General features: G+C 73.5%; 15 protein-coding genes and 1 pseudogene. 7 read left to right on the top strand and 9 right to left on the bottom strand.

What is annotated here, in order from left to right; genetic code table 11:
• Positions 1-428: 428 nt before the first annotated feature.
• Complete coding sequence (locus tag ACH4U7_RS10170; protein ID WP_398527493.1) at positions 429-878, top strand: PTS glucose transporter subunit IIA; 450 nt, start codon at positions 429-431, stop codon at positions 876-878.
• A gap of 97 nt (positions 879-975) precedes the next feature.
• Positions 976-2646 carry a phosphoenolpyruvate--protein phosphotransferase gene (gene ptsP, locus ACH4U7_RS10165; protein ID WP_398527492.1) on the top strand — a complete coding sequence of 557 codons (1671 nt, stop codon included), beginning with the start codon at positions 976-978 and terminating at the stop codon, positions 2644-2646.
• Between the two features lie 99 nt (positions 2647-2745).
• Here ptsP and ACH4U7_RS10160 read toward each other — a convergent pair whose 3' ends face one another.
• The gene (locus ACH4U7_RS10160; protein ID WP_398527491.1) at positions 2746-3732 is read right to left on the bottom strand and encodes a hypothetical protein; all 987 of its coding nucleotides are present in this window, start codon (positions 3730-3732) and stop codon (positions 2746-2748) included.
• 79 nt (positions 3733-3811) lie between these two features.
• Positions 3812-5845: an acetoacetate--CoA ligase gene (locus ACH4U7_RS10155; RefSeq protein ID WP_398527490.1), complete on the bottom strand. Its 2034-nt coding sequence runs from the start codon at positions 5843-5845 to the stop codon at positions 3812-3814.
• A 190-nt stretch (positions 5846-6035) separates the two neighbouring features.
• Here ACH4U7_RS10155 and ACH4U7_RS10150 point away from each other — a divergent pair, with 190 nt between their 5' ends.
• The gene (locus ACH4U7_RS10150) at positions 6036-8528 is read left to right on the top strand and encodes a glycoside hydrolase family 31 protein (RefSeq protein ID WP_398527489.1); all 2493 of its coding nucleotides are present in this window, start codon (positions 6036-6038) and stop codon (positions 8526-8528) included.
• Positions 8529-8613: 85 nt separating this feature from the next.
• Positions 8614-9420, top strand: coding sequence for a M15 family metallopeptidase (locus tag ACH4U7_RS10145; protein ID WP_398527488.1), 807 nt, complete (start codon positions 8614-8616; stop codon positions 9418-9420).
• Between the two features lie 62 nt (positions 9421-9482).
• Here ACH4U7_RS10145 and ACH4U7_RS10140 read toward each other — a convergent pair.
• Positions 9483-9927 (bottom strand): annotated as a pseudogene (locus tag ACH4U7_RS10140) (ABC transporter ATP-binding protein); the annotation flags it as partial.
• Between the two features lie 170 nt (positions 9928-10097).
• On the opposite strand from ACH4U7_RS10140, the gene ACH4U7_RS10135 reads away from it, so the two are divergent.
• Both ACH4U7_RS10135 and ACH4U7_RS10130 read left to right on the top strand, forming a co-directional pair.
• A complete protein-coding gene (locus tag ACH4U7_RS10135; RefSeq protein WP_385613435.1) occupies positions 10098-10574 on the top strand; it encodes a Zn-ribbon domain-containing OB-fold protein in 477 nt (158 codons plus the stop codon).
• A complete protein-coding gene (locus ACH4U7_RS10130; RefSeq protein ID WP_398527487.1) occupies positions 10571-11773 on the top strand; it encodes a lipid-transfer protein in 1203 nt (400 codons plus the stop codon). The genes ACH4U7_RS10135 and ACH4U7_RS10130 overlap by 4 nt, the downstream gene beginning before the upstream one ends.
• Positions 11774-11907: 134 nt before the next feature.
• Here ACH4U7_RS10130 and ACH4U7_RS10125 read toward each other — a convergent pair whose 3' ends face one another.
• The 5 genes from ACH4U7_RS10125 to ACH4U7_RS10105 all read right to left on the bottom strand — a co-directional run bounded on the left by ACH4U7_RS10125 (position 11908) and on the right by ACH4U7_RS10105 (position 16627).
• Entirely contained in the window at positions 11908-12201 is a 294-nt protein-coding gene (locus ACH4U7_RS10125; RefSeq protein WP_089510057.1) for a metal-sensitive transcriptional regulator, read from the bottom strand.
• A gap of 127 nt (positions 12202-12328) precedes the next feature.
• Entirely contained in the window at positions 12329-12922 is a 594-nt protein-coding gene (locus tag ACH4U7_RS10120) for a GTP-binding protein (RefSeq protein ID WP_398527486.1), read from the bottom strand.
• Complete coding sequence (locus ACH4U7_RS10115; RefSeq protein WP_385613427.1) at positions 12903-13298, bottom strand: DUF742 domain-containing protein; 396 nt, start codon at positions 13296-13298, stop codon at positions 12903-12905. The genes ACH4U7_RS10120 and ACH4U7_RS10115 overlap by 20 nt, the downstream gene beginning before the upstream one ends.
• 15 nt (positions 13299-13313) lie before the next feature.
• A complete protein-coding gene (locus ACH4U7_RS10110; RefSeq protein ID WP_014174597.1) occupies positions 13314-13739 on the bottom strand; it encodes a roadblock/LC7 domain-containing protein in 426 nt (141 codons plus the stop codon).
• Entirely contained in the window at positions 13736-16627 is a 2892-nt protein-coding gene (locus ACH4U7_RS10105) for a nitrate- and nitrite sensing domain-containing protein (protein WP_398527485.1), read from the bottom strand. The genes ACH4U7_RS10110 and ACH4U7_RS10105 overlap by 4 nt, the downstream gene beginning before the upstream one ends.
• 363 nt (positions 16628-16990) lie before the next feature.
• On the opposite strand from ACH4U7_RS10105, the gene ACH4U7_RS10100 reads away from it, so the two are divergent.
• Entirely contained in the window at positions 16991-17413 is a 423-nt protein-coding gene (locus ACH4U7_RS10100) for a hypothetical protein (protein ID WP_398527484.1), read from the top strand.
• A gap of 111 nt (positions 17414-17524) precedes the next feature.
• Here ACH4U7_RS10100 and ACH4U7_RS10095 read toward each other — a convergent pair whose 3' ends face one another.
• Positions 17525-22816, bottom strand: a complete 5292-nt coding sequence (locus ACH4U7_RS10095) for a hypothetical protein (protein ID WP_398527483.1) — start codon at positions 22814-22816, stop codon at positions 17525-17527.
• Positions 22817-22844 lie beyond the last annotated feature (28 nt).

Raw genomic sequence — 22844 nt, 5'->3', positions numbered from 1 at the left:
TGGCGTTGACTTTTGGCACGCTGTTGAGTTCTCAAGGAACGGACGCTTCCTTCGAAACCGTTTCACCGGTTTCTCCGGGCGCTTCCCTTCGGTGTTTCAAACACTATCAGACCGATTTCTTTTCTCCGAATCCGCGCTTTTCGCAGACATGCGAAAGCTGATCCGAAGATCTGTCGTCAGGTGACTGATGGCGCTGCCCAGACCTGGATGCTCCCGCAGTGGACTGCGGCGCTTCATCCGGGGCAGGGGTACGACAGTACAACCCTCGCGCAGCCGTGGCAAATCGATTCGGTGCCCCATGGGTGCCCTTCGGCCTGCACAGCTTGTGCGGAATCCGAAGTTCCTATGACTTACGCTTCTGGGCAGTGCGCTGCCCTGGACGGGCGGTGACCATGTGTGACGAGTTCTCCACCCCTGGGAGGCTTCCTATGACCACCGTGACCTCCCCGCTCGCCGGGCGTGTGATCGGACTCGCTGCCGTACCCGATCCGGTGTTCTCCGGGGCGATGGTCGGTCCCGGCACCGCGATCGACCCCGTACTCGAGCCCACCGTGGCAGTGGCGCCAGTCGATGGCATCGTCGTCTCGCTGCATCCCCATGCGTTCGTCGTTGTCGACGGGGAGGGGCACGGTGTGCTCACTCACCTCGGTATCGACACTGTTCAGCTGGGTGGCGAAGGATTCGAGGTACTGATCAACAAGGGCGACACCGTGCGGCGCGGGGACCCCGTGGTGCGCTGGGACCCCGCGACCGCGGTTGCCGCCGGGAAGTCGCCGGTCTGCCCGGTCGTGGCGCTTGAGGCCACCGCCGAATCGCTGGTGGACGTCAGTGCGGATGTGGATGTGAAGTCCGGCGACACTCTTTTCAGCTGGGCATGAGCTCAGTGCCGGTCGGAGCCGGTCTGATCGGCCGTTACGGCGAGTAGACAACCACCGCGGCGGGTTATCCCGCCTCATCGAACCGGAGACGGGTGTGATGGAGACAACGCTGCGAGGCGTCGGCGTGAGCCACGGTGTGGCGATCGGCGAGGTGCGGCACATGGGGACCGCGGTCCTGGAGCCGCCGGCGAAGCAGATTCCGTCGGAGGAGGCGCCGCGCGAGCAGGGGCGTGCCCGGCAGGCCGTCGAGGCTGTGGCGGCCGATCTGATGGCGCGCGGCAACCTGGCGGGCGGTGAGGCGCAGGCCGTGCTCGAGGCGCAGGCCATGATGGCGCAGGACCCGGAGCTGATGGCCGATGTCGAGCGGCGTATCGCTGTGGGCAGCACCGCTGAGCGCGCGGTGTACGACGCCTTCGCCGCGTACCGGGCGCTGCTGGCCGGGGCCGGGGAGTACCTGGCCGGGCGGGTGGCCGACCTGGACGATGTGCGGAACCGGATCGTGGCCCGGCTGCTGGGGGTGCCGATGCCCGGTGTGCCCGACAGCGACCAGCCGTATGTACTGATCGCGCGGGACCTGGCCCCCGCCGACACCGCGCTGCTCGACCCCACCCTGGTGCTCGGGTTCGTCACCGAAGAGGGCGGGCCGACCAGTCACAGCGCGATCCTCGCGCGCGCCCTGGGTGTGCCCGCCGTGGTGGCGCTGCCCGGCGCCAGTGAGCTGGTCGAGGGGACCCTGATCGCCGTCGACGGCAGCACGGGAGAGATCTTCGTGTCCCCGACCGCGGAGAAGCAGACCGAGCTGGCCCGGGCCGCGGAGGAGCGAAAGGCCGCGCTGGCCGCGTCCTCCGGGCCGGGTGCCACCTCGGATGGGCACAAGGTGCCGCTGCTGGCGAACATCGGCGGCCCGGCTGATGTCGCGGCGGCTGTGGAGGCCGGTGCCGAGGGTGTGGGGCTGTTCCGCACGGAGTTCCTGTTTCTCGACGACAGCACCAAGGCGCCGTCGGAGGAGAAGCAGATCGAGGCGTACCGCCAGGTGCTCGAGGCCTTCCCCGAGGGCCGGGTCGTGGTGCGGGTCCTGGACGCGGGCGCCGACAAGCCGCTGGACTTCCTCACCCCGGCCGACGAGCCCAACCCGGCGCTGGGCGTGCGCGGGCTGCGCACCCTGCTGGACCACCCGGATGTGCTGCGGACGCAGCTGACGGCGCTGGCCAAGGCCGCGGCGGGGCTGCCCGTCTATCTGGAGGTCATGGCCCCGATGGTGGCCGACCGGACCGACGCCAAGGCGTTTGCCGACGCATGCCGGGAGGCGGGGCTGCGCGCCAAGTTCGGCGCGATGGTGGAGATTCCGTCCGCCGCGCTGCGGGCACGCTCGATCCTCCAGGAGGTGGAGTTCCTGTCGCTGGGCACCAATGACCTGGCGCAGTACACCTTCGCCGCGGACCGCCAGGTCGGCGCGGTGTCACGGCTCCAGGACCCGTGGCAGCCCGCGCTGCTCGATCTGGTGGCCGCTTCGGCCGACGCCGCGCAGGCCGAGGGCAAGAGCTGCGGCGTATGCGGTGAGGCCGCGTCGGATCCGCTGCTCGCATGTGTGCTGACCGGTCTGGGCGTCACCAGCCTGTCCATGGGCTCCGCGGCGATTCCGTATGTGCGCGCCACGCTGGCCAAGCACACGCTCGCCCAGTGCGAGCGTGCGGCTGCCGCGGCCCGCGCGGCGGACACCGCCGAGGACGCGCGCGTCGCCGCGCAGGCGGTGCTGTCCGGCGAGTGAGCCGATGATGTTGTAAGGCCCGTCCCCAGGGGGCGTCCCACCGCGATGTGTGTGGTGGGACGCCCCCTGGGTCTGTGCCTGCCTCGTGTGTCTGTGCGGTCATTCCCCTTCCGGGGCAGTGGGGTCCGGGGTATCCGGTGTATCCGGGGCGTCCGGGGTCGGCAGTGCGATGCCCGGCCGGTACTCGACGCCGTGCTCGGGCGGAACCGGCTCGCCGGTGTCCGCGTCCGTGCAGTACGCGCTGAAGACCTCCGCCTCGCTCAACGGCCGCAGCCAGCCCTGGTGCAGCGACCAGCCGCGGACCGTGTCCGGCGATCCGGGCGTGCTGGTGCGCAGCACGATGCCGCCAGGGCTGTCCGTGGCGATTCCGCAGGCCAGCACGGTGCTGAAGATCAGGGCCTCGGTGCCGTCGAGGTCCGCCGACCGCTCCACCGGCCCCTCCCCCGTCGCTTCCGCGTGCACCACGGCCACGAGCGGGACGCTGCTCGCCATGACGCTGCACACCACGTGGTGGCTGCCGGACCCGGCCGCCGTGAGCAGTCGCCGCAGTGCGGCCTGGGCGCGGCGGAACGCGGCGTGGCCCGGGTCTTCCGAGCAGCCGCAGCCGCCCGCGCGGGACAGCAGGGCCGTGGCGTACTCCCAGGTGGCCTGCTGCTCAGCCGCGCCGATGAGCCGCTGGAGAAGCTGGTCGAGCGGCTGACCCTCGTACGTAACGGTCGGGCCCGCGGCGGCGACTTCAGCCGTGTAGCGGGTGCGGGCGGCGGAGGTGTCGGGGTCGATGCCGGAGTCCGCGCAGAACTCGTCGTACTCGACCGGGTCGAACAGCGCGATGGATGTGTGCACGCCCTGCGACGCGAGCATCCGCAGCAGCCCCTCCGTCTGCCGCAGATACGCGGTGTGGTCGTCGAAGGCGAACGACGCGTACTGCCGCATAGCCGCGAAGTCCTCCTCGTCGGCCAGCAGCGCCACGGTGCTGGGCGCCTCTCTGCGCAGCGCGCGCCGTGCGGTCCGCTCCCTCCGGTGCGCGCCACCTCGTGCGCTGTCTTGTGTGCCGCCCGGTGTGGTGTGTTGTGTGGTGTGCGCCATGACTCCCCCTCAGCGCGGTCGATCAGTGCTCACTCACCGTAACCGGGGGCACTGACAACGCACCGTCGCCGAGGTGGTGTCAGGCGTCCGGCTCGGTCGGCCGCTCGCGCGCCAGGCGCTCGTAGAAGCGCAGCAGCTCCACGTTGTCGACCGAGCCCGGGTTGACGGCCTTGTCCAGGGCGGTGCCCTGGAGCAGGCGCTTGACCGGCACCTCGATCCGCTTGCCGGTCAGGGTGTGCGGCACGCCGGGCACCTCGATGATCTCGTCGGGCACATGGCGCGGGGAGAGCTGTTCGCGGATGGTGCGCTTGATGCGGTCGCACAGCCCCGCGTCGAGGGTGGCGCCCGGCGCGAGGTGGACGAACAGCGGCATCCAATAGCCGCCGTCGGGCTGTTCGACGCCGATGACGAGGGATTCGCGGATCTCGGGGAGGCGTTCGACGGCCTCGTAGATGTCCGCGGAGCCCATCCGTACGCCCTGCCGGTTGAGCGTGGAGTCGGAGCGGCCGTGGATGACGACCGTGCCGCGCGAGGTGAGGGTGATCCAGTCGCCGTGCCGCCAGACCCCGGGGAACATGTCGAAGTAGCTGTCGCGGTAGCGGCTGCCGTCCGGGTCGTTCCAGAAGCGGACCGGCATGGACGGCATGGGTTGGGCGACGACCAGCTCGCCGACCTCGTCGATCACCGGTTCGCCGCTCGGGTTCCAGGCCCGCAGGTCCGTGCCGAGCCCGGGGGCCTGAAGCTCTCCGATGTGGACCGGGAGGGTGGGGACGGCTCCCGCGAAGCAGCTGCACACGTCCGTGCCGCCGCTGACCGAGGCGATCCACATGTCGCCCGTACTGCCGGCGGCGAACTCGTCGTGGATCCAGCGGAAGCCGTCCGGCGGGAGCGGGGAGCCGGTGGTGGCCACGCAGGCCACGCGCGAGAGGTCGAAGTCGCGGGCCGGGTGGACCCCCGCCTTGCGGCAGGCCATGACATAGGCCGCCGAGGTGCCGTAGAGCGTGGTCCCGGTGCGTTCGGCGATCCGCCACTGGGCGGCGGTGTCCGGGTAGCCGGGGCTGCCGTCGTAGAGGACGACGGTGGCGCCCGCCAGCAGGCCCGACACCAGGAAGTTCCACATCATCCAGCCGGTGGAGGTATACCAGAAGAACCGGTCGCCGGGTCCCAGGTCGCAGTGCAGGCCGAGCTGTTTGAGGTGTTCGATCAGGATGCCGCCCTGGGACTGGACGATCGCCTTGGGCAGTCCGGTGGTGCCCGAGGAGTAGAGCACCCACAGCGGGTGGTCGAACGGCACCTGCTCGAAGACCGGTTCCGCCGCCTCGCGCACCACCGCGTCCCACTCCAGCGCGCCCTCGGGGGCGGGGGTGCCCAGCAGCGGGATGTGGACGACGGCGCGCAGGGTGGGCAGTTCGCGGCGCAGCTCGGCGACGGTCTCGGTGCGGTCGTGCTCCTTGCCGCCGTAGCGGTAGCCGTCCACGGTGAACAGGACCACCGGCTCGACCTGCTGGAAGCGGTCCAGGACGCTGCGCGCGCCGAAGTCGGGGGCGCAGGAGGTCCATACGGCGCCGACGGCGGCAGTGGCCAGAAGCGCGACGACGGCCTGCGGGATGTTGGGGAGGTAGCCGCTGACCCGGTCTCCGGGGCGTACGCCTAGCCGGCGCAGCTCGGCGGCGACCGCGCCGACCTGGCCGCGCAGCTCGGCCCAGCCGACGGGCCGCGGTTCGTGGCTCTCGTCGACGTGGAGCAGCGCGGGTTCGGCGGCGCGGGCGGGGTCCTCGGCGGCGCGCAGCGCGTGTTCCGCGTAGTTGAGGGTGGCGCCGGGGAACCACTGGGCGCCGGGCATGGCGGCGTCGGCGAGCACGGTGTCGTACGGGGTGGTGAAGCGCACCTCGAACCACTCGGCGACCGCCTGCCAGAAGCGCGCCAGCTCGGTCACGGACCAGCGGTGCAGCGCCGCGTAGCTCGCCGCCGGGTCGGCGGGGTCGGGGGCCGGCGCCCCGTGCCGCTCGGCCGCCCAGGTGTGGAAGCGGGTGAGCTGGGCGCGGGCGATCCGCTCGGGGCCCGGCTGCCACAGGGGTCTCGGCAGGTGGTCTGGGTGCGCTGCGGTGGTCATCTGTCGGCTCCCGGCTCCCGGCGGTGCGCGGCTGCGCGTGGTGTGTCCGTTCAGGACGATGCCATGTGATCGACTTGTACACCAGGGCCGCCACTCCATATAGAGGGCCGTGGGGATGTGTGGGGACCACGGGTGAACGGCAGTTGAACAGCCGCACGCACGGGGTGTTGTCAGTGGCAAGGTGATCATCATGGATGCGCGTGACCTGGTGCGGTCGGTGAAGGTGGTCAGTACGGCGCAGGGGCTCAGGTCGCTGCGCTCGGCATGGCGGCGTTGGCGTTCCGACGCGGTCGGGCTGCCGCGGCGCGGACCGGAGCGCGCGCGGGTGCCGGGCCTGGTGCGGGGCGCGGATCCGGAGCCGGGGGGTGGGGTGGTGCGGTTCGCGCGGTCCTCGCTGCGGGTGCGGGTGACGGCGGGCGGCGCGGTGTTCTGCGGCTGGGACGGCGCCGAGCCGGAGCCCTCGTACGCGCTGGACGGGTCCTGCCCGGACCCGGACGAGCGGGTGCGGCTTGAGCCGGACACGGACGGTGGCTGGCGGGTGGTCGCCGAGCGGGTGACGGTGACGGTCTCGCGGAACGGGGCGGTGGAGGTGCGCACCCCGGGCGGGGTGGTGCTGCGGCGGGATCTGCCGCCGCGCTGGTGGGAGCCGGTGGCGGGTGGCGATGTGCCGGGCGCGAACCCCAACGGGCAAGCCGATGGGCGGGCCGATGGGCACGTCAATGGGCAGGTCAATGGGCAGGTGGACGGCCACGAGGCGGGCGGCCGAGGGCCGGACGCCGGCGGTGTGGCGGCGCGCTGGGAGCAGCGGTCGCAGGTCGCGGCGGACGCGCGGTTCTTCGGGCTCGGCGGGCGGGCGGCCGGGCCGCGGCTGCGGGACGGCTCGTACCGGCTGTGGAACACCGATCCGGGCGGCAGCTTCGAGCCGGGGGACGATCCGCTGTATCTGACCATGCCGGTGCAGCTGGTCGTGGCGGACGCGGGCACGCATCTGGTGTTCCACGACAACTCGTGGGACGGCACGGTCACGCTGCGGGAGGGCGAGGAGGGCAAGGGGTCCGGGCACGACCGGCCGGGCGGCTGCCGGACGCGGATGGAGGGCGGCCCGCTGCGCTACTGGGTGATCGTGGGCACGCCCGCCCGCGTGCTGCAGAGCTGGGCGGCGCTCACGGGCGCCGCCGCGGTGCCTCCGAGCTGGGCGCTGGGCTACCACCACGCCCGCTGGGGGTTCGGCGGTCAGGAGGAGGTGCGGCGGGTGGTGGCGGGCTACCGGGAGCGGGGGCTGCCGCTGTCGGCGCTGCACCTGGACATCGACCACCTCGCCGGGCACCGGGTGTTCACGGTGGACACCGAGCGCTTCCCCGATCTGCCCGGGCTGGCGGCGGAGTTGCGGGCGGGCGGGACGCGGCTGGTGTCGATCGTCGATCCGGCGGTGAAGGCGGAGCGCGGTACCGCGGTGTACGACAGCGGCGCGGCGCAGGACGCGTTCGTACGCGATACGCGCGGGCGCGAGGTGCGCGGGGTGGTGTGGCCGGGCGAGGCGGTGTTCCCGGACTTCACCGATCCGCGGGTGCGCTCATGGTGGGGCGGGCTGTACGCGGACCGTCTTGAGCAGGGCTTCTCCGGGGTGTGGCACGACATGAACGAGCCGGTCTCCTTCGCGGCCTTCGGCGATCCGACGCTGCCGCGCTCGGCCCGGCACGCCCTGGAGGGCCGCGGCGGCGACCACCGCGAGGCGCACAACGTCTACGGTCTGGCGATGGCGCGGGCCGGCTACGAGGGACTGCTGAAGCTGCGGCCCGAGGAGCGGCCGTTCCTGTTCTCCCGCTCGGGGTGGGCGGGGCTCCAGCGGTACGGGGGCAGCTGGTCCGGGGATGTGGCGACCGGCTGGCCGGGGCTGCGCGCCTCGCTGTCCCTGGTGCTGGGGCTCGGCCTGTCGGGGGTGCCGTACTCCGGTCCTGACGTCGGCGGGTTCACCGGCAGCCCGTCCCCCGAGCTGTATCTGCGCTGGTTCCAACTGGCCTCGTATCTGCCGCTGTTCCGCACCCATTCGGCGATATGGGCGGGGCGGCGGGAGCCGTGGGAGTTCGGGGAGCAGGTCCTGGAGCACGCGACGGCCGCGCTGCGCGAACGGCAGCGGCTGCTCCCGTACTTCGTCACGCTGGCGTACGAGGCCCGGCGCACCGGGGCCCCGTACGCGCGCCCGGTGTGGTGGCGTTGGCCCAAGGACCGGGCGCTGCGCGACTGCGAGGACGCGTTTCTGCTGGGGGACGCGCTGCTGGTGGCCCCGGTGCTGGAGGAGGGCGCGGAGCGGCGGTCGGTGCGGCTGCCGCGCGGCCGCTGGTACGACACGGCGACCGGCCGGGCGTACGAGGGGCCGGGGCAGGTGGTGCTGGACGCGCCGCTGTCGCGCGTCCCGGTGCTGGCGCGGGCGGGTGCGGTGGTGCCGGTGGCGGGCGCGGACGGCGGGGTGGAGCTGGAGGTATGGGCTCCGGCGCAGGCCCGCGGGCACGGCTGGACGCTGGTCGTGGACCCGGGCGACGGCTGGGACAAGCCGGAGTCGGTGCGGTTCACCACGCGGCTGCGGGACGGCGAGGTGGTGGTCGAGCGGACGGGCGCGGCGGAGCCCGGGTATCCGGTGCGGGTGCGCGGTCAGGTGCCGCAGGAGCGGCCGCGCGGGCGGTGAGTCGCGTACTGGCAGTGAGTCGCGTTCCGAACAAGGGCGGCCGGGGCTTGTTCGGGACCCCGCCGCCCTGATATCTGAGGGGGCCATGCCGAGATTCACTGCCGCGCTGCGCGCGCTCGCCCTGCCCTTCGCCGCCCTTCTGGCCGTCTCCGCCTCGCCCGCCCCGGCGCAGGCACAGGCCGAACCCAAGGCCCCGAAGGAGTTCGTGGCGCTGAGCGACGTGGACCCGACGATCCTTCAAGAGATCCGCTACTACACCCCGCACAACTTCACCGGCCACCCCGTGGACGGCTACCGCGAGCCGCTGTGCATCCTGACCCGCCCGGCCGCCGAGGCGCTGCACCAGGCGCAGTCCACCCTGCTGCGGCAGGGCTACACGCTCAAGGTGTACGACTGCTACCGGCCGCAGCGCGCGGTCAACGACTTCGTCGAGTGGGCCAAGGACCTCGACGATCAGTCGATGAAGGGGGAGTTCTACCCGGACGTCGACAAGACGCGGCTGTTCGAGGACGGCTACATAGCGGAGAAGTCGGGGCACAGCCGGGGCAGCACCATGGACCTGACCATCGTGAAGCTGCCCGCCGTGCCCACCCGTCCGTACGAGCCGGGCGAGAAGCTGGTGCCGTGCTACGCGCCGAAGGACGAGCGGTTCCCGGACAACTCGGTGGACATGGGCACGGGTTACGACTGCTTCGACACCCTCTCGCACACGCTGGACCCGCGGATCCAGGGTGCGCAGCGGGCGAACCGGCTGCTGCTGAAGGACACGCTGGAGGGTCTGGGCTTTGTGAATCTGGCCGAGGAGTGGTGGCACTACACCTACAAGCCCGAGCTGTTCCCGGACACGTACTTCGATTTCCCGGTCTCGCACAAGGCGCTGCGCGGAAACTGAGACCGCGGGTGCGCGCCCGGTGGGCGGCACGGCTCACAGCCGTCCGCCCGCCGGGTCGGCGGGGCGCGGGCCAGGGCGACGCGCTGCCGCTGGCCGCCGGAGAGCTCGGCGGGGGCGCGGCCCGAAGCCGTCGAGTCGGACCGTGGCGAGCGCGTCGCGGGCGCGGGCGATGCGCTCGGCCTTGCGTACGCCGCGCACCGTCAGGGCGTAGGCGACGTTCTGCTCGACGCTCATATGCGGGAAGAGGGCGTAGTCCTGGAAGACGGTGCGCACATCGCGGCGGTGCGGCGGCAGGGCGGTGACATCGCGGCCGGACAGCTCGACGCGGCCTGCGGTGGGCCGCTCGAAGCCGGCGGCGAGGCGCAGCAGGGTGGTCTTACCGGAGCCGGACGGGCCGAGGAGGGAGAAGAACTCGCCTTCCGCGAGGGAGAGATCGACGCCGTCGACCGCCCGTACGGAGCCGAAGTCCTTGACCACGGCCACCAGCCGGACCGCCGCTTCCGTCATGGCCACGCCTGCTCCCTCCATGGGGCGTCGTAAGGGCCCTCCGGGCTCTTGGTCACGCGCCCCGGCTGCGCCGGGAGGCGCCCTCTATGCCGGGGTTACGTGCCCCACGGCCGCTGTGCCACACTTCTGACGTACCGTCAGTTACTCGATTCCGCAGTCTGGGAGGCGTTGTGCCGCGCACCCGTACCCCGGTGGTCCCCGGGTGGTTCACCACCGAGGGCGAGGAGTTCCGGCTGCTGGGGACGCGGTGCCGGGCCTGCGGCTCGGTGTTCTTCCCGCGCGAGGACTCCTTCTGCCGCAGCCCCGGCTGCGCGTCCACCGAACTGGACGAGGTGCCGCTGTCCCGACGCGGCCGCGTCTGGTCGTACACCGACGGGCGCTACCGGCCGCCCGCGCCGTACGTCAGCGACCCGGACGCCGAGTGGCGGCCGTACACGCTGATCGCCGTGGAGCTGGCGGCCGAGCGGATGGTGGTGCTCGGGCAGGGCGCGCCCGGGGTGACCCTGGCCGACCTGGCCGTGGGGATGGAGGTCGAGGCGGTGCCCGGGGTGCTGAACGAGGACGCCGAGCACATCTGGACCACCTGGAACTGGCGGCCCGTCGTGCCCGTCGTGCCCGTCGTGCCCGTCACCGGGGAGCGGTCATGACCGGCGACGGCCGCGATGTGGCGGTGCTGGGCGCGGGGATGCACCCGTGGGGCAAATGGGGCCGCGGTTTCGTCGAGTACGGCACGGTGGCCGCGCGCGCCGCGCTGGCCGACGCCGGTCTGGACTGGCCGGCCATCGGGTCCGTGGTCGGCGCGAACACCGTACGATCCGGCTACCCCGGGCAGGTGGCGGGCGCGACCTTCGCGCGGGCGCTGGGCTGGCAGGGGGCGCGCGTGACCAGCGTGTACGCCGCCTGCGCCTCCGGTGCGCAGGCCATCAACACCGCCCGCACCCAGATCCTGGCCGGGCTGGCGGACACCGTGCTCGTCGTCGGTGCGGACGCGGCGCCCAAGGGATTCTTCGCCCCCGTCGGCGGCGACCGGCCCGACGACCCCGACTGGCTGCGCTTCCGGCTGATGGGCGCGACCAACCCCGCGTACTTCGCGCTCTGGGCGCGCCGCCGGATGGCCGTATACGGCGACACGCCCGAGGACTTCGCGCGCGTCAAGGTGAAGAACGCGGCCGCGGGAGCCGCCAACCCCCACGCCCGCTACCGCACGGCCGTCACCGCCGAGGACGTCGCCGCCTCCCCGGTCGTCGCCGATCCGCTGCGGCTGCTGGACATCTGCGCGACCTCCGACGGGGCGGCGGCGCTCGTGCTGAGCAGCATGGACTTCGCCCGGCGGCAGGGCGTCCCACGGCCGGTGCGGATCCGCGCGGTCTCCACCGTCACCCCGCGCTATCCGCGCACCGCGCTCGACCTGCCGGACATCGCGACCGACTCGGCGGCGGCCACCCTCGGCCCGGAGCCCGGCACCTTCCGCGCCGCCATCGCACGGGCGGCGTACGAGGAGGCGGGGCTCGGGCCCGAGGAACTGTCGCTGGCGGAGGTGTACGACCTGTCCACCTCGCTGGAGCTGGAGTGGTACGAGGACCTGGGGCTGTGCGGGGCCGGGGAGGGCGCGAAGCTGCTGCGCGAGGGCGCCACCGCGCTCGGCGGGCGGCTGCCGGTCAACCCGAGCGGTGGCCTCGCGTCCTTCGGCGAGGCGGTCCCGGCGCAGGCCATCGCCCAGGTGTGCGAGCTGACCTGGCAGCTGCGGGGCCAGGCCGGGGAGCGGCAGGTGGCCGGGGCGCGGGCCGGAATCACCGCGAACCAGGGGCTGTTCGGGCACGGGTCGTCGGTGATCGCGGTCCGCTGAGCGCGGCGGCGTGTGTCGGTGATCGCGGTCCGCCGAGCGCGGTCGCGCGTGTCGGTCATCCCCGCCCGTCGGGCGCGCCGCGCGTGTCGGGCATCGCGGTCCGCCGTGCGCGGTCGCGCGTCGTGTCGCGCGTGTCAGGCCAGTGACAGGAACAGCTTCTCCAGCCGCGCCCGCGTGCGCTCCCGGGTCTGCGGCCGGGCGCCGTTCTCCTCGGCGAGGCAGTGCTGCAGACCGTTGGCGATGATCGCGAACCCCGCCCGGTCCAGCGCCCTGGACGCGGCCGCCAACTGGGTGATCACCTCTTCACAGTCCCGGCCTTCCTCGATCATCCTGACGACCCCGGCGATCTGCCCCTGGGCCCGGCGCAGCCGGTTCAGCACCGCGGTCAGCTCCTCGGCCGCCAGCTCCAGCTCAAGTTCCGGCTCCACAGCCCCTCCCCTTCCAGATACCCGGCGGGCGACCTGCCCGGCCGGAGAAGACCCGAGACACACCACGGCCCGCACCCCGGACGGCGGGGTACGGGCCGTATCGCCGACGCGGCCTGGCGACGCCTGCCTAGCGCCTGGCCGCGGAGGCCATCATCGCGTGCTCGACGACCGAGATGAGCACGCTTTTGACGGATTCCCGCTCCCGGGCGTCACACAGGATGACCGGTGTGCCCGGGTCGAGGTCGAGTGCGTCGCGCACCGCGTCCTCCGGGTAGCGGGTGGCGCCATGGAAGCAGTTGACCGCGACCGTGAAGGCGATGCCGCGCCGCTCGAAGTAGTCGACCGCGGCGAAGCAGTCCTCCAGCCGCCGGGTGTCGGCGAGGACGACGGCACCCAGCGCGCCCGTCGCCAACTCGTCCCACAGGAACCAGAATCGGTCCTGTCCCGGGGTGCCGAACAGATAGAGCACCAGGTCCTCGCGGAGCGTGATGCGCCCGAAGTCCATGGCCACGGTGGTGGTCGTCTTGGCCTCCACCCCCGCGATGTCGTCGACCGGCCGACCCGCCTCGCTGAGCAGTTCCTCGGTGCGCAGCGGTTTGATCTCGCTCACCGCGCCCACCAGAGTCGTCTTGCCCGCGCCGAACCCGCCCGCCACCAGAATCTTCAGCGTGATGGGGTCAACGACATGAGAGCGGCCCATGTCAGAGTGCCCGTAGACCATTGATCACCTCGCGCAGAATCCTCTCGTCCGGCAGTTCCGCCGGAGGTACGGGCCGGGACACTCGGACGAGTGCCGCGTGCAACAGGTCTCCGATGAGCACCCGGACGACGCCGACCGGCAGGTCGAGTTCGGCTGCCAGTTCGGCGACGGACTGAGGGGAGTCCCGGCTCAGCTCGACGATGTCGATGTGCTCCGGGGACAACGTCTGGTCGGCGACGGGCATGTGGTTGACGCTGTCGGCGACGACCACCGCGATGAGGTCGAGCTTTCCCTCGGCGGCGCTACGGGTGCGACCCCGTGTCATCGCGTAGGGCCGGACCACCGGTCCCGCCGCGTCGTCGAACCAGCGGGCGTCGCCTTCACCCTCTGCGGACATCTCCCCTCTCCCCCGTCACCCGCCGGCTCGAGGCGCGCTGCCCAGATGCACGCCCACCCGCTTGACCAGCAGCGTCATTTCGTACGCCACCTGTCCGACATCCGAGTCGGCGTCGGCGAGCACCGCCAGACAGCTGCCGTCGCCGGCCGCGGTGACGAACAGGAAGGCGTCGTCGAGCTCGACGATGGTCTGGCGGACCCGCCCGACGTCGAAGTGGCGGCCCACTCCCTTGGCGAGGGAGTGGAAGCCCGAAGCCACGGCCGCCAGGTGCTCGCCGTCCTCGCGGGACAGGTCACGGGATCCGCCGGTGGGCAGGCCGTCGCCCGACAGCACCAGCGCCTTGCGGATGCTGCCGACGCGCCCGACCAGTTCATCGAGCAGCCAGTTCAGCTCGCCAGAACCTCTCGGCGAGGCGTTCCGTGCTGCGTGCGGTGCGGTCATCGACCGTCCCCCTCATATGTTGTTCCAGGTGCTGTGTCCGACCCGCCGTTCCCAGTGGCCGTCTGGCGCCGGCCGCGCTGCCATCCCCGTTGGAGCGAGGCCATGGTGGCCCGCGCCTGTTCGGCGTCGCGCTCGGGGTCGGTCTCGGCAGGGTATCGGTCCGCCTCGGTCTGCGGAGCGGGGTCGTTCTTCAACTGGGGTGCCAAGCTGGCCTGCCGCACCCGTTTGGGCAGACCGGACGCCGACCGCTGGGCCGGCACCGGGCGCTCCGGTCGCTCCGGTCTGGTGCGCTCCCCGTTCCAGGCCGCCTGCGCCTGCTGCTCGGGGGCGGGGGCTCGGCCCGCGTTCCAGGACGCGGATCCACCCTGGCCGTCGGCCGGGCCCGGGCCGTCGGAACGGCCCTCCCTCTGGGCCCAGGACGGCTGCGCACCGCTCTGCGTGCGGTCCTGCTGTGCACCGCTCTGCGGGCGGGCGTGCCGGCCGCCGACCGGGGCGCCCCGCACCGGGCGGCCGTTGTCGGAGACCAGCACCGGCGGTACGCGGCGGGGCAGCGGCGCGGGGCCCTGGTCCCGGCCGCCCGGCGCGCCGTCCCGCGCCTGCTGGTGCCGCGCCTCGGGCATCCGCTGATGCGGCACGGGCCCGGTGGGCCTGGCTGCCGCGGGCGGTGTCTGCGACAGCCCGCGGGCGCGGAAGATCGCGCCCACTTCGTCGTCGTCCTCGACGGCGTCCTCGGCACCGGCCTGTGCGAGCGGCGCGACGGACGGTTCGAGTTCGACCGGCCCGTCGACCACCGACACCTTGCGGCCCGCCCGGTCGGAGAAGTCGGAGAAGGAGACCGGCGGCTCCTCGTAGGAGACCGGCGGCTCCTCGACGGCCTGCAGCCTGCTGTCCGGACCCATCCTGACGTCGGAGACGCCGCGCCCGCGGTCCCGGCCGCTCTCGTACGCACCGCTCTCGTAGCTGTCGTCGGCATCCTGGCCGCCCTCACCGCTGTCGGTGAGCAGGGCCGAGGGGATGAGCACGATCGCGGTGGTGCCGCCGTACGGGGAGGGCTGCAGCGAGACCCGTACGCCCTGCCGCTGGGCGAGCCGGCTGACCACGAACAAGCCGAGCCGGTCGGTGTCGGACAGCTCGAACTCCGGGGTCTCGGCGAGCCGCTGGTTCGCCTCCAGCAGCGCGTCGGACGTCATGCCCAGGCCCCGGTCGTGGATCTCCAGCGTGAACCCCTTGGCGACCCGCTCGCCGTGCACCTGGACGGCGGTGTGCGGGGGCGAGAAGACGGTGGCGTTCTCCAGGAGCTCGGCGATGAGGTGGGTGAGGTCGCCGACCGCCGGGCCGTTGACCGCGAGCCGCGGCATGCGCCGGACCTCGATCCGCTCGTAGTCCTCGACCTCGGCGACCGCCGCGCGGACGACGTCCATCAGCTGGATCGGCTTGCGCCACTGCCGGGAGGGGGCCGCGCCGGAGAGGATGACCAGGCCCTCGGCGTGCCGCCGCATACGGGTGGTCATATGGTCCAGGCGGAACAGGTCGGCGAGCTCGTCGGTGTCCTCGGTGCGCCGCTCCATCGCGTCCAGCAGGGTCAGCTGGCGGTGCAGCAGCACCTGGCTGCGGCGCGCCAGGTTGACGAAGACGTCGGAGACGCCCTGGCGCAGCTCGGCCTGTTTGACGGCCGCCTCGACGGCGGCGCGCTGCAGGGTGTTGAGGGCCAGGCCGACCTGGCCCATCTCGTCCTGGCCGAACTCGCGGCGGGGCGCCTCGGTCTCCACGTCGATCTGCTCGCCGGCGCCCAGACGGCGCATCACGTTCGGCAGCCGCACGCTGGAGGCGTCCTGGGCGTCCTTGCGCAGCCGGGACAGGTCCCGGATCAGAGTGCGGCCGATCCTGAACGACACGAAGATCGAGGCGAGCAGGGCCAGCAGACCCAGGATTCCGGCGGCACCGGCCCTGAGCATGACGTCGTCGGCCACCGGGTCGATGCGCTTCTGGAGGCGGTCGGTGGCCTCCTTGCCCAGCCGGTCGTAGTCGTTGAGCATCGGCTGGGCGGCGGCCTCCCAGTGCTTCCGGTCCAGGGCGCGGAGCGCGTCGGACGGCTTGATGGAGGCCATGAGCTTGCCCTCGGCCAGGCGCAGCGCGGCGGGCGCGGCGTTGTTGCGCCGGTAGTCCGAGAAGATCTTCTGCTCGGAGGCGGGCAGGATCGGCAGGCTGGTCTCGTACAGCAGGTTGCGCTCGGCGATGAGGTCGGAAATCGCGTGCATGTCCTCCGGGTTCATCTTGCGCGCCGTCAGCGCCGAGACATACAGCGCGTCCTCGCGGGAGAGCGCCTCGCGGGCACGGATCATGGCGACCAGCGCGCGGCCCTGCTTGTCCAGGTCCGTATCGGGCACGGCGTGCAGCGAACTGCGGAAGGTGTAGCAGAGGTCGACGAGTTTGTTGTAATACTCATATGCCGTCGCGCGGCTGGCGCCGTGGTCCTCCACCTTGCGGCGCAGGCCGTCCAGGCCCTCGGCCGCCTTGAGAATGGCGGCGAGCTGATCCTCCGAATCGGAGTTCATCATGTCGCGCACATCGCCGTCCGCGGCCGCGTCCCTCAGGACGCCGATGACCTCGTCGGTCTTGCGCTGTAGCGCGTGGAGCACGGGAAGTGCGTCGGCCTGGCGCGGATCGGCCAGGAGGACGAGGGTCTGCCGGCGCTCCTTCTGAATGGCGTGAACGGCCTCCTCGGCCGGCTGACCGGCCTTGTCGATGATGTCGGAGGCGTCCAGGAGCCGAATCGCCTCACGAGTGGTGATCACTGTAGCGAAGGCCCAGATTGCCGTCAGCGAGACAAGTGGCACCAGCAACAGCGCCACGATCTTCCGGCGGATCGATTTCCCGCGAAAGCGCATGGCCTCCCCAACGTCAACCCCGTTATACGGGGGCGGTGTTCGAGTTCCGACAACAAGCGGCGCGAGCCTACTACTGCCCGTTCGACAACTCGAAGGGCTGTCCGCTTGATGCCGGGGCCGGTCACCCTGCCGCCATCATGAGTTGTCCGGTGATGGGCTGACTTACCCCCCGGCGCCCAACCCTCATTTGTCGGCCTCAGCGGGCCGGAATGAGCCAACCCTTGGCTGGATTTCCCCTCTCCGGGGGAACCTCCCAGCGCTGTTATTCGTGCACTGAGGGGGCACACTAAGGGGGAATACGACCCATGTCCCGCTTTCTGAAACCGCCGGACTTGGGCAGCCGCTGAAAGGTGTAGGGGCTTCATGGACGCCATGGACAAGGATCGCGACATCCCGCAGCGCGCGGTTCGCCCGCTGTGGACAGAGGAGCCGGCCCGAAGGCGCCGGCTCCCCGATCCGGTCCGTACGGCGGCGGTGCGCGCGGTCATCATCGTCGCGGTGACCTTGGTGCAGGCGATGATCGCGGTGCTGAGCGCGCTGGCCGACTCATGGCTGGCGTTCCCCTCGGTGCTGACCACGGTGGGCAGCACGGTTCTGGCCACCTGGGGTGTGCTGGACGTATGGGTGACGCGGCAGGTGTGGAACCAGCGTTACGGGGTGGTGTCCCGGCCCAGCAGCACGGCGCGGCAGCTGCGCCGGCAGCGCCGCCGGGCCCGCAAGGCGGGGCCGGTCGGCGCGCCCCCGCGAACCGCGGAGCGCGGACCGGCGCGAGGGGCGGCGGCATGAGGGGCTGGTGGTTGACGGTGCCCGCGCCGTCGCGGGGGCGTGCGCACCGGCGGCGAGCTCCCCGACGACAGCCGCAGGCCCCGCTGTCTCCGTAGGCCCCCGCAGCCCCGGCTAGTCGGCCGGGGTCTCCGCCGGGTCCGGGGCGTCCGGGCGGCGGTACATGCGGGTGGCCGTGATCTGCCCGTGCACCTGGCCGTCCTCCGGGTCCCGCTCGGGCAGCCCGGGCCGCAGATGCTCCTCGACGCTGATGTACTTCAGCCCCGCGCGCAGATCCGCGTCATTGCGCAACCGGATGACCAGCGGGAACTCGGCCAGTGCCGTCGTGTCGAACAGCCCCGTGGTGTAGAGCAGCTGGACGCCCAGCGCATCCGACACCGCCCGCTGAAGCTCCAGCAGATACGTCGCGTTGGCGCGCCCGATGGGGTTGTCGAGGAACAGCGTGCCCGCGTGGCGGTGCCGGTCCCGGCCCCGGTCGTTGGAGCGCAGCGCCGCCATCGTGCAGTACAGGGCGATGGCGGCGGTCAGCAGCTGCCCGCCGGAGAAGACATCGCCCATCTGCCCGACCGGCACCCGCTCGGCGCGCAGCACCGCGTCCGGCTTGAGGATCTCCACGGCCACGCCCCGCGGCAGGAGCGCCGCGTGCACCCCGCGCAGCAGCAGCGACATGCCGTCACGGCGCAGGTCGGAGTTCTTCCGCACGGCGGAGCGGGTCGCCTCGTCGATGACCTCGCCAAGCCGCTCGGCGAGCGTCGCCTGGTCCGGGTCCTCGAAGCGGATCCGCAGGAACTCCTGCCCCGACCACTCCCCGAGCCCTTCGGGCAGCCGGGAGAGCCGCTGGGCCGAGCGCAGCGTCGCCAGCGACGACTCGACCAGGCCGCGCAGCCGGTCCACGATGCTGTCCCGGTTGCGCTCCAGCTGGGCCAGCTCGTCGGTCAGCACCCGCAGCCGGGGCGCGAACGCCTCGGCCCAGGCCGCGGCGTGCTCCGGCAGGGCGGACGCGGGCAGCTCGCGGATCTGCTGCCGGGCGGGGGTGCGCACCTGCTCGTAGCGGTTCGCGTTGGCATGCCGTACGAGCACATCGCTCGCCTCCCGGACGGCGGCCTCGGCCGCCGACAGGTCACCCGCGCAGCCGCGCAGCGAGCGGCGGGTCTCGGCGGCCGCCTGCCGGGCCTCCGCGAGGCTCCCGGCGTACGCCTCGGGCTGCGCGGGTGTTCCGTCGACGGCCGCGTCCTGGTGGTCGCGGAGCAGGTCCCGCAGCAGCGCGGCGGTCTCATCGAAGCCGCCCGCCGCGTCCTCGGCGGCGCGGTGGGCGCGCAGCAGCTCGCTGTGGGTGGTGCGGGCGGTCTCCAGCGCGTCCGTACGGGTGCTGAGTTCGGCGTTCGCCGAGCGCAGCAGCTCCTTGGCCTGCTCGGCGTCCTGCGGGACCATCCCCTCCGGCAGCTCGGTGTGCGCCTCGCCGTCCGCGGGCGCCAGCCGCTCCGCCTCGCCGCGCAACCGGCCCAGCTGCTCGCTCGCCGCCGACGCGCGCGTCTCCATCATGTGCACCAGCGACTCGGCGCGGGCCGCGGCCGCCTGGCGGGACGGGCCGTCCGCGCCGTCCGTGCTCTCCAGGAGCTGGGCGGCGCGGGTGCGGACCTTGTTGGTGAGCCGGTCCAAGGTGGCCAGCGCGGCGCTCTCGTCGCTCTCCGCACGGGCCTGTTCGGCGCGCAGATCGGCGCCGACGCCGACCTTCTCGTACACCTGTGAGGCCGCGCGATACGCCTCGCGGAGCGCGGGCAGCGAGGCGGTGGGCGGCGCGTCGTCCACCACGTCGTCGGGCGCGCCCGCGATCTCGGCGCGCTCGGCGCGCAGCGCGCGGGCGGTGCGGTGCGCGTCGTCGGCCGCGCGCTGGGCGGCGCGCCGGTCCTCGTCCGCCGCGCGCGCCCGGTCCACGCACGCCGCGGCCCGCTCCTCGTACTCCGCGGCCTCGTCGGCCAGTTCGCGCAGCCTGGTCTGCCAGGCGGCGCGCTCCCGCAGCCGGAACGCGAGCCCCGCCAGCGCGTCGGCCGTGCGGCGGGCCCGCTGCGCCGCTTCCTGCCGCTCATCGCGCACCCGGGCCGCCTCGCCGGCCGCCTCGTCCGCCTCCACCCTCGCCGTACGGGCCTCCGCCAGCTCCCGCTGCGCGGCGTCTGCCGCCTCACGAGCCGCCTCGGCCGCCTCCGCCAGCTCCGCGAGCCGCCCGGGCGGGCATCCCGTACGCCACGCCGACAGCCGCGCCGCCAGCGCCCGGTCCCCCGCCAGCCGGGCCGCGAGCGCCCTGATCTCCTCGTCCCGCGCGGTGGCCCGCGCGCGCAACTCCCGCCGCTCGTCGTCGGCGGCCCGCTCGTCGTGCATCGCCGGGTTCGGCGGCACCAGGAACACGCCGCTGTCCTGCGCCCCGGGCGGCGGCGTCGGCGCGAGCAGCGCGGCCGCCGTCCCTACGGCCACGGCGGAGCGCGGCAGCAGCGACGCCGTGCCGAGCACCTCGCGCGCCCGCGCGTGCGTGTCGGGGTCGGTGATGACCACCCCGTCGACCAGCTCCGGCCGTGCGGCCAGCACCGCGGCGTGGTCGACGGGGTCCACGGCCTGCGCCAGATACCGCCAGCCGGGCAGCGCGGGGATGCCGTGCTCGCCCAGGTACTCCACCGCGGCCAGCACATCGGGGCTGGGCGGCAGCAGCCCGCCGTCGCCGAGCGCGCCGAGAATCCGCGCGTCGTCGGCCGCGGCCGTACGCAGATCGAAGAGCTGCCGCTCGGCGGAGGCGACGCTCTCGTCGAGCAACTCCCGCAGCGCGTCGGCGTTCCGGTCCAGCTCCTCAGCGCTCAGCGGCCCCTCTTCACGGGCCCGCTCGGCGGCACCACCCGCCGCCTGTCCCCGGCCGGAGCCCGCGCCCTGACGCGCGTCGGCCCGGCGCGCCGCACCGCCGGTCGGGCTCCCCTCCCCGCGAGCCATGGCGCCCGTCGTGGCCTCGGCTCCGCTGTCCCCGTCGCCGGGCGCATCCCCGGTCTGGTGGGCCGTAACGCCAGGCGCGCCCTCGGCCGGAGGGGCCCCGGCGTCCATCGCGGTCCCGCCGACAGCGGCACCCAGCCCTCCCAGGCCGGGCTCGCCGTCGGCCGGGCCGCCGTCGTGCTCGGCGCTGCGCGCCGACCCGCCGGGCACGGGCCCGGCGCTTCCCGTCATGCCCGCGCCACGACCAGCTGCCGCGCCGTCATCCTGACGGGCCGTAGCGGCCGTTGCGCCCTCGCCGCTGTCGGACGTGGCGGGCCGGTCGTCGCTGAGTTCGGGGGCCCAGCAGTCCTCGTCCGGAGCGGACGGGTCGGCGGTGCCCGCGCTCTCTTCGGGGACGTCCCCCGACTCGTTCACATGGGCGGAGACGCCACCGGGCGGGCGGGCTTCGGCCGGTAGGGAACGGGTGTGGCGCGCGGGAGCGGTCTGCTCCACTTCGTCGACGCGCATCGTCACCCGCTTCGGCCGCCCGGCCTCGGCCGCCGACGGGCGCCCGGCGCGCGGGGCCGGGACGGACGGGGTGGCCGGAGTGGCGGTGGGGAGGCCGAGGAGTTCGACGATGCGCTGTTCGGAGCCCAGGGACTCCGCCGCGCGACGCTCCGCGTCGTACGCCGCCACGGCCGCGCTGGACGCGTCGGCCGCGCGGGCGGCGGCCAGTTCGGTGCGGGAGTGCTCGGCGGCGGCCTCCTTGGCGGCGTCCGCGGTGCGGCGGGCCGCCTCGCGGGCGGCGTCCCAGGCGGCGACGGCGGTCTTCTCGGCGTCGCTGGCGGCGAGAGCGGCGCGGGCCGGGTCGGCGTCCGGGGCGGAGTCGTCCAGCCAGCCGGCGCGCACCGCCTCGGCGGTCTCCTGCTCGACCTCCACGAGCCGCTGCCGCAGGTGCTCGGTCTCGCTGCGGGCGCGCTGGGCGGCCGTGGCGGCGGCCGTGGCGTCGCGGTGGGCGGCCTCTCCCGTCTCCTGGAGCGCGGCGGAGCGCTCCTCCTCCTCGTTGGCCAGCCGCTCGCCGTCCTCGGCCGCCGCGTGCAGGGTCCGTACGAGGTCGGCGGCGGCCTTGGCGCGGGCGGCCAGCGCGGGGGCGGCGTCCCGCTCGGCCTCGCGGATCGCGGCGGCGACGCGCGCCGAGCGGTCGGCGGCGGCGCGGTGGCGCAGCACCGTCTCGGCGGCCTGCCATGCGGAGTGCAGGGTGCGCGCGTCGTTGACCTCGCGCCGCTGCGCTGCCGCGCCCTTCTCCGCGGCGGCGAGCGCCAATGAAGCGTGCCGGTAGGCGAGTTCCGCGGCGACCAGGGAGCTGCGGCCGCGCGCACCCTCCGCCTCGGTGACGGCGTGGGCCGCGGTGGCGACCTGCTGGGCGAGCTCGGCGGCGCGCTCGCGCTCCTCGGCGCCGCGCCCCGACAGCCGCCGGGCGAGCGTACGGGTGCGGCGCTCGGCGCCAGCGTGCACCCCGCGGGCCTGCTCGCGCCGCTCCGCGGCGTCGGCGATGCGGGACAGCAGGTCGAGCGAGCCGGCCGTGAAGTCGCGCTCGGCCGTCAGCTCCGCGCGGCGGCCGAGCTTGTGGGCGAAGCCGTGCACGAGGTCGGCGAGCCCGTCCGTGTCGCGGGTGTCGGTGACGGCGCGCAGCAGCAGATCGGTGAAGTCGGAGTCGTTCTTGACGGCGAACAGGCCGGCGGCCTCGCCCTCGTCGGCGTTCATCTCCCGCTGGTAGCGGAAGAGTTCGGGGTCGAGTCCGAGCTCGCCGAGGTGTTCGTTCCAGCGCTCGTGGATCTCCACCCAGGTCACGTCGAGGTGCGGATAGGCCTTGTCCGCCTCGGTGATGGCGTCGCGGAAGCCCTTCATGGTGCGGCGGCGGCCGCGGGCCGTGGAGGTGCCCTCGACGAGGGGCCGCACGGCCGCGGACTCGGCGACCGGCAGGGAGTCCAGGCTCAGGCCCGGGCCGGGGCGGAAGGAGTACCACGCCTCGGCGAACTTCCGCGGGTCGTTGGACACCTGGCGGCCGCGCCATTCGCTGACCTTGCCGACGACGACCGTCTCACCGGTGACCGTGTGCTGCCACTCCAGCGCGACGTGCCCGCAGTCGTCGGCGAGCAGGAACTTGCGCAGCACGCCGGAGCTGGCGCCGCCCAGCGTGTTGCGGTGGCCGGGCAGCATCACCGAGAAGATCAGCTTGAGCAGGACGGACTTGCCGCCGCCGTTCTCCAGGAAGAGCACGCCGGCGGGCGCGGGACGCCGCGGCGGGCCGACGGGCTCCTCCTCGAAGAACTCCGCCTGGGTGGGGGCGGGGCTGGGCACCGGCTCGCCGACTCCGCGCAGGTCCAGCACGGTGTCGGCATAGCGCGCACCGGCCGGCCCGATGGAGTAGAGGCGGACCCGGGACAGCTCGTACATGGCGGCGGACTCTCGTTGTCGTGAAGGG

The organism is Streptomyces sp. NPDC020845 (assembly GCF_044334165.1).
Lineage (GTDB): Bacteria > Actinomycetota > Actinomycetes > Streptomycetales > Streptomycetaceae > Streptomyces.
Note: the sequence above shows the minus strand (reverse complement) of the source record. Positions and strands in the feature narration are given on the sequence as shown.

Bases quoted from the DNA above. Each gene is read 5' to 3' on its own strand.
- ACH4U7_RS10170 (WP_398527493.1), top strand. From the start codon at position 429: ATGACCACCGTGACCTCCCCGCTCGCCGGGCGTGTGATCGGACTCGCT.
- ptsP (WP_398527492.1), top strand. From the start codon at position 976: ATGGAGACAACGCTGCGAGGCGTCGGCGTGAGCCACGGTGTGGCGATC.
- ACH4U7_RS10160 (WP_398527491.1), bottom strand. From the start codon at position 3,732: ATGGCGCACACCACACAACACACCACACCGGGCGGCACACAAGACAGC.
- ACH4U7_RS10155 (WP_398527490.1), bottom strand. From the start codon at position 5,845: ATGACCACCGCAGCGCACCCAGACCACCTGCCGAGACCCCTGTGGCAG.
- ACH4U7_RS10150 (WP_398527489.1), top strand. From the start codon at position 6,036: ATGGATGCGCGTGACCTGGTGCGGTCGGTGAAGGTGGTCAGTACGGCG.
- ACH4U7_RS10145 (WP_398527488.1), top strand. From the start codon at position 8,614: ATGCCGAGATTCACTGCCGCGCTGCGCGCGCTCGCCCTGCCCTTCGCC.
- ACH4U7_RS10130 (WP_398527487.1), top strand. From the start codon at position 10,571: ATGACCGGCGACGGCCGCGATGTGGCGGTGCTGGGCGCGGGGATGCAC.
- ACH4U7_RS10120 (WP_398527486.1), bottom strand. From the start codon at position 12,922: ATGGTCTACGGGCACTCTGACATGGGCCGCTCTCATGTCGTTGACCCC.
- ACH4U7_RS10115 (WP_385613427.1), bottom strand. From the start codon at position 13,298: ATGTCCGCAGAGGGTGAAGGCGACGCCCGCTGGTTCGACGACGCGGCG.
- ACH4U7_RS10110 (WP_014174597.1), bottom strand. From the start codon at position 13,739: ATGACCGCACCGCACGCAGCACGGAACGCCTCGCCGAGAGGTTCTGGC.
- ACH4U7_RS10105 (WP_398527485.1), bottom strand. From the start codon at position 16,627: ATGCGCTTTCGCGGGAAATCGATCCGCCGGAAGATCGTGGCGCTGTTG.
- ACH4U7_RS10100 (WP_398527484.1), top strand. From the start codon at position 16,991: ATGGACGCCATGGACAAGGATCGCGACATCCCGCAGCGCGCGGTTCGC.
- ACH4U7_RS10095 (WP_398527483.1), bottom strand. From the start codon at position 22,816: ATGTACGAGCTGTCCCGGGTCCGCCTCTACTCCATCGGGCCGGCCGGT.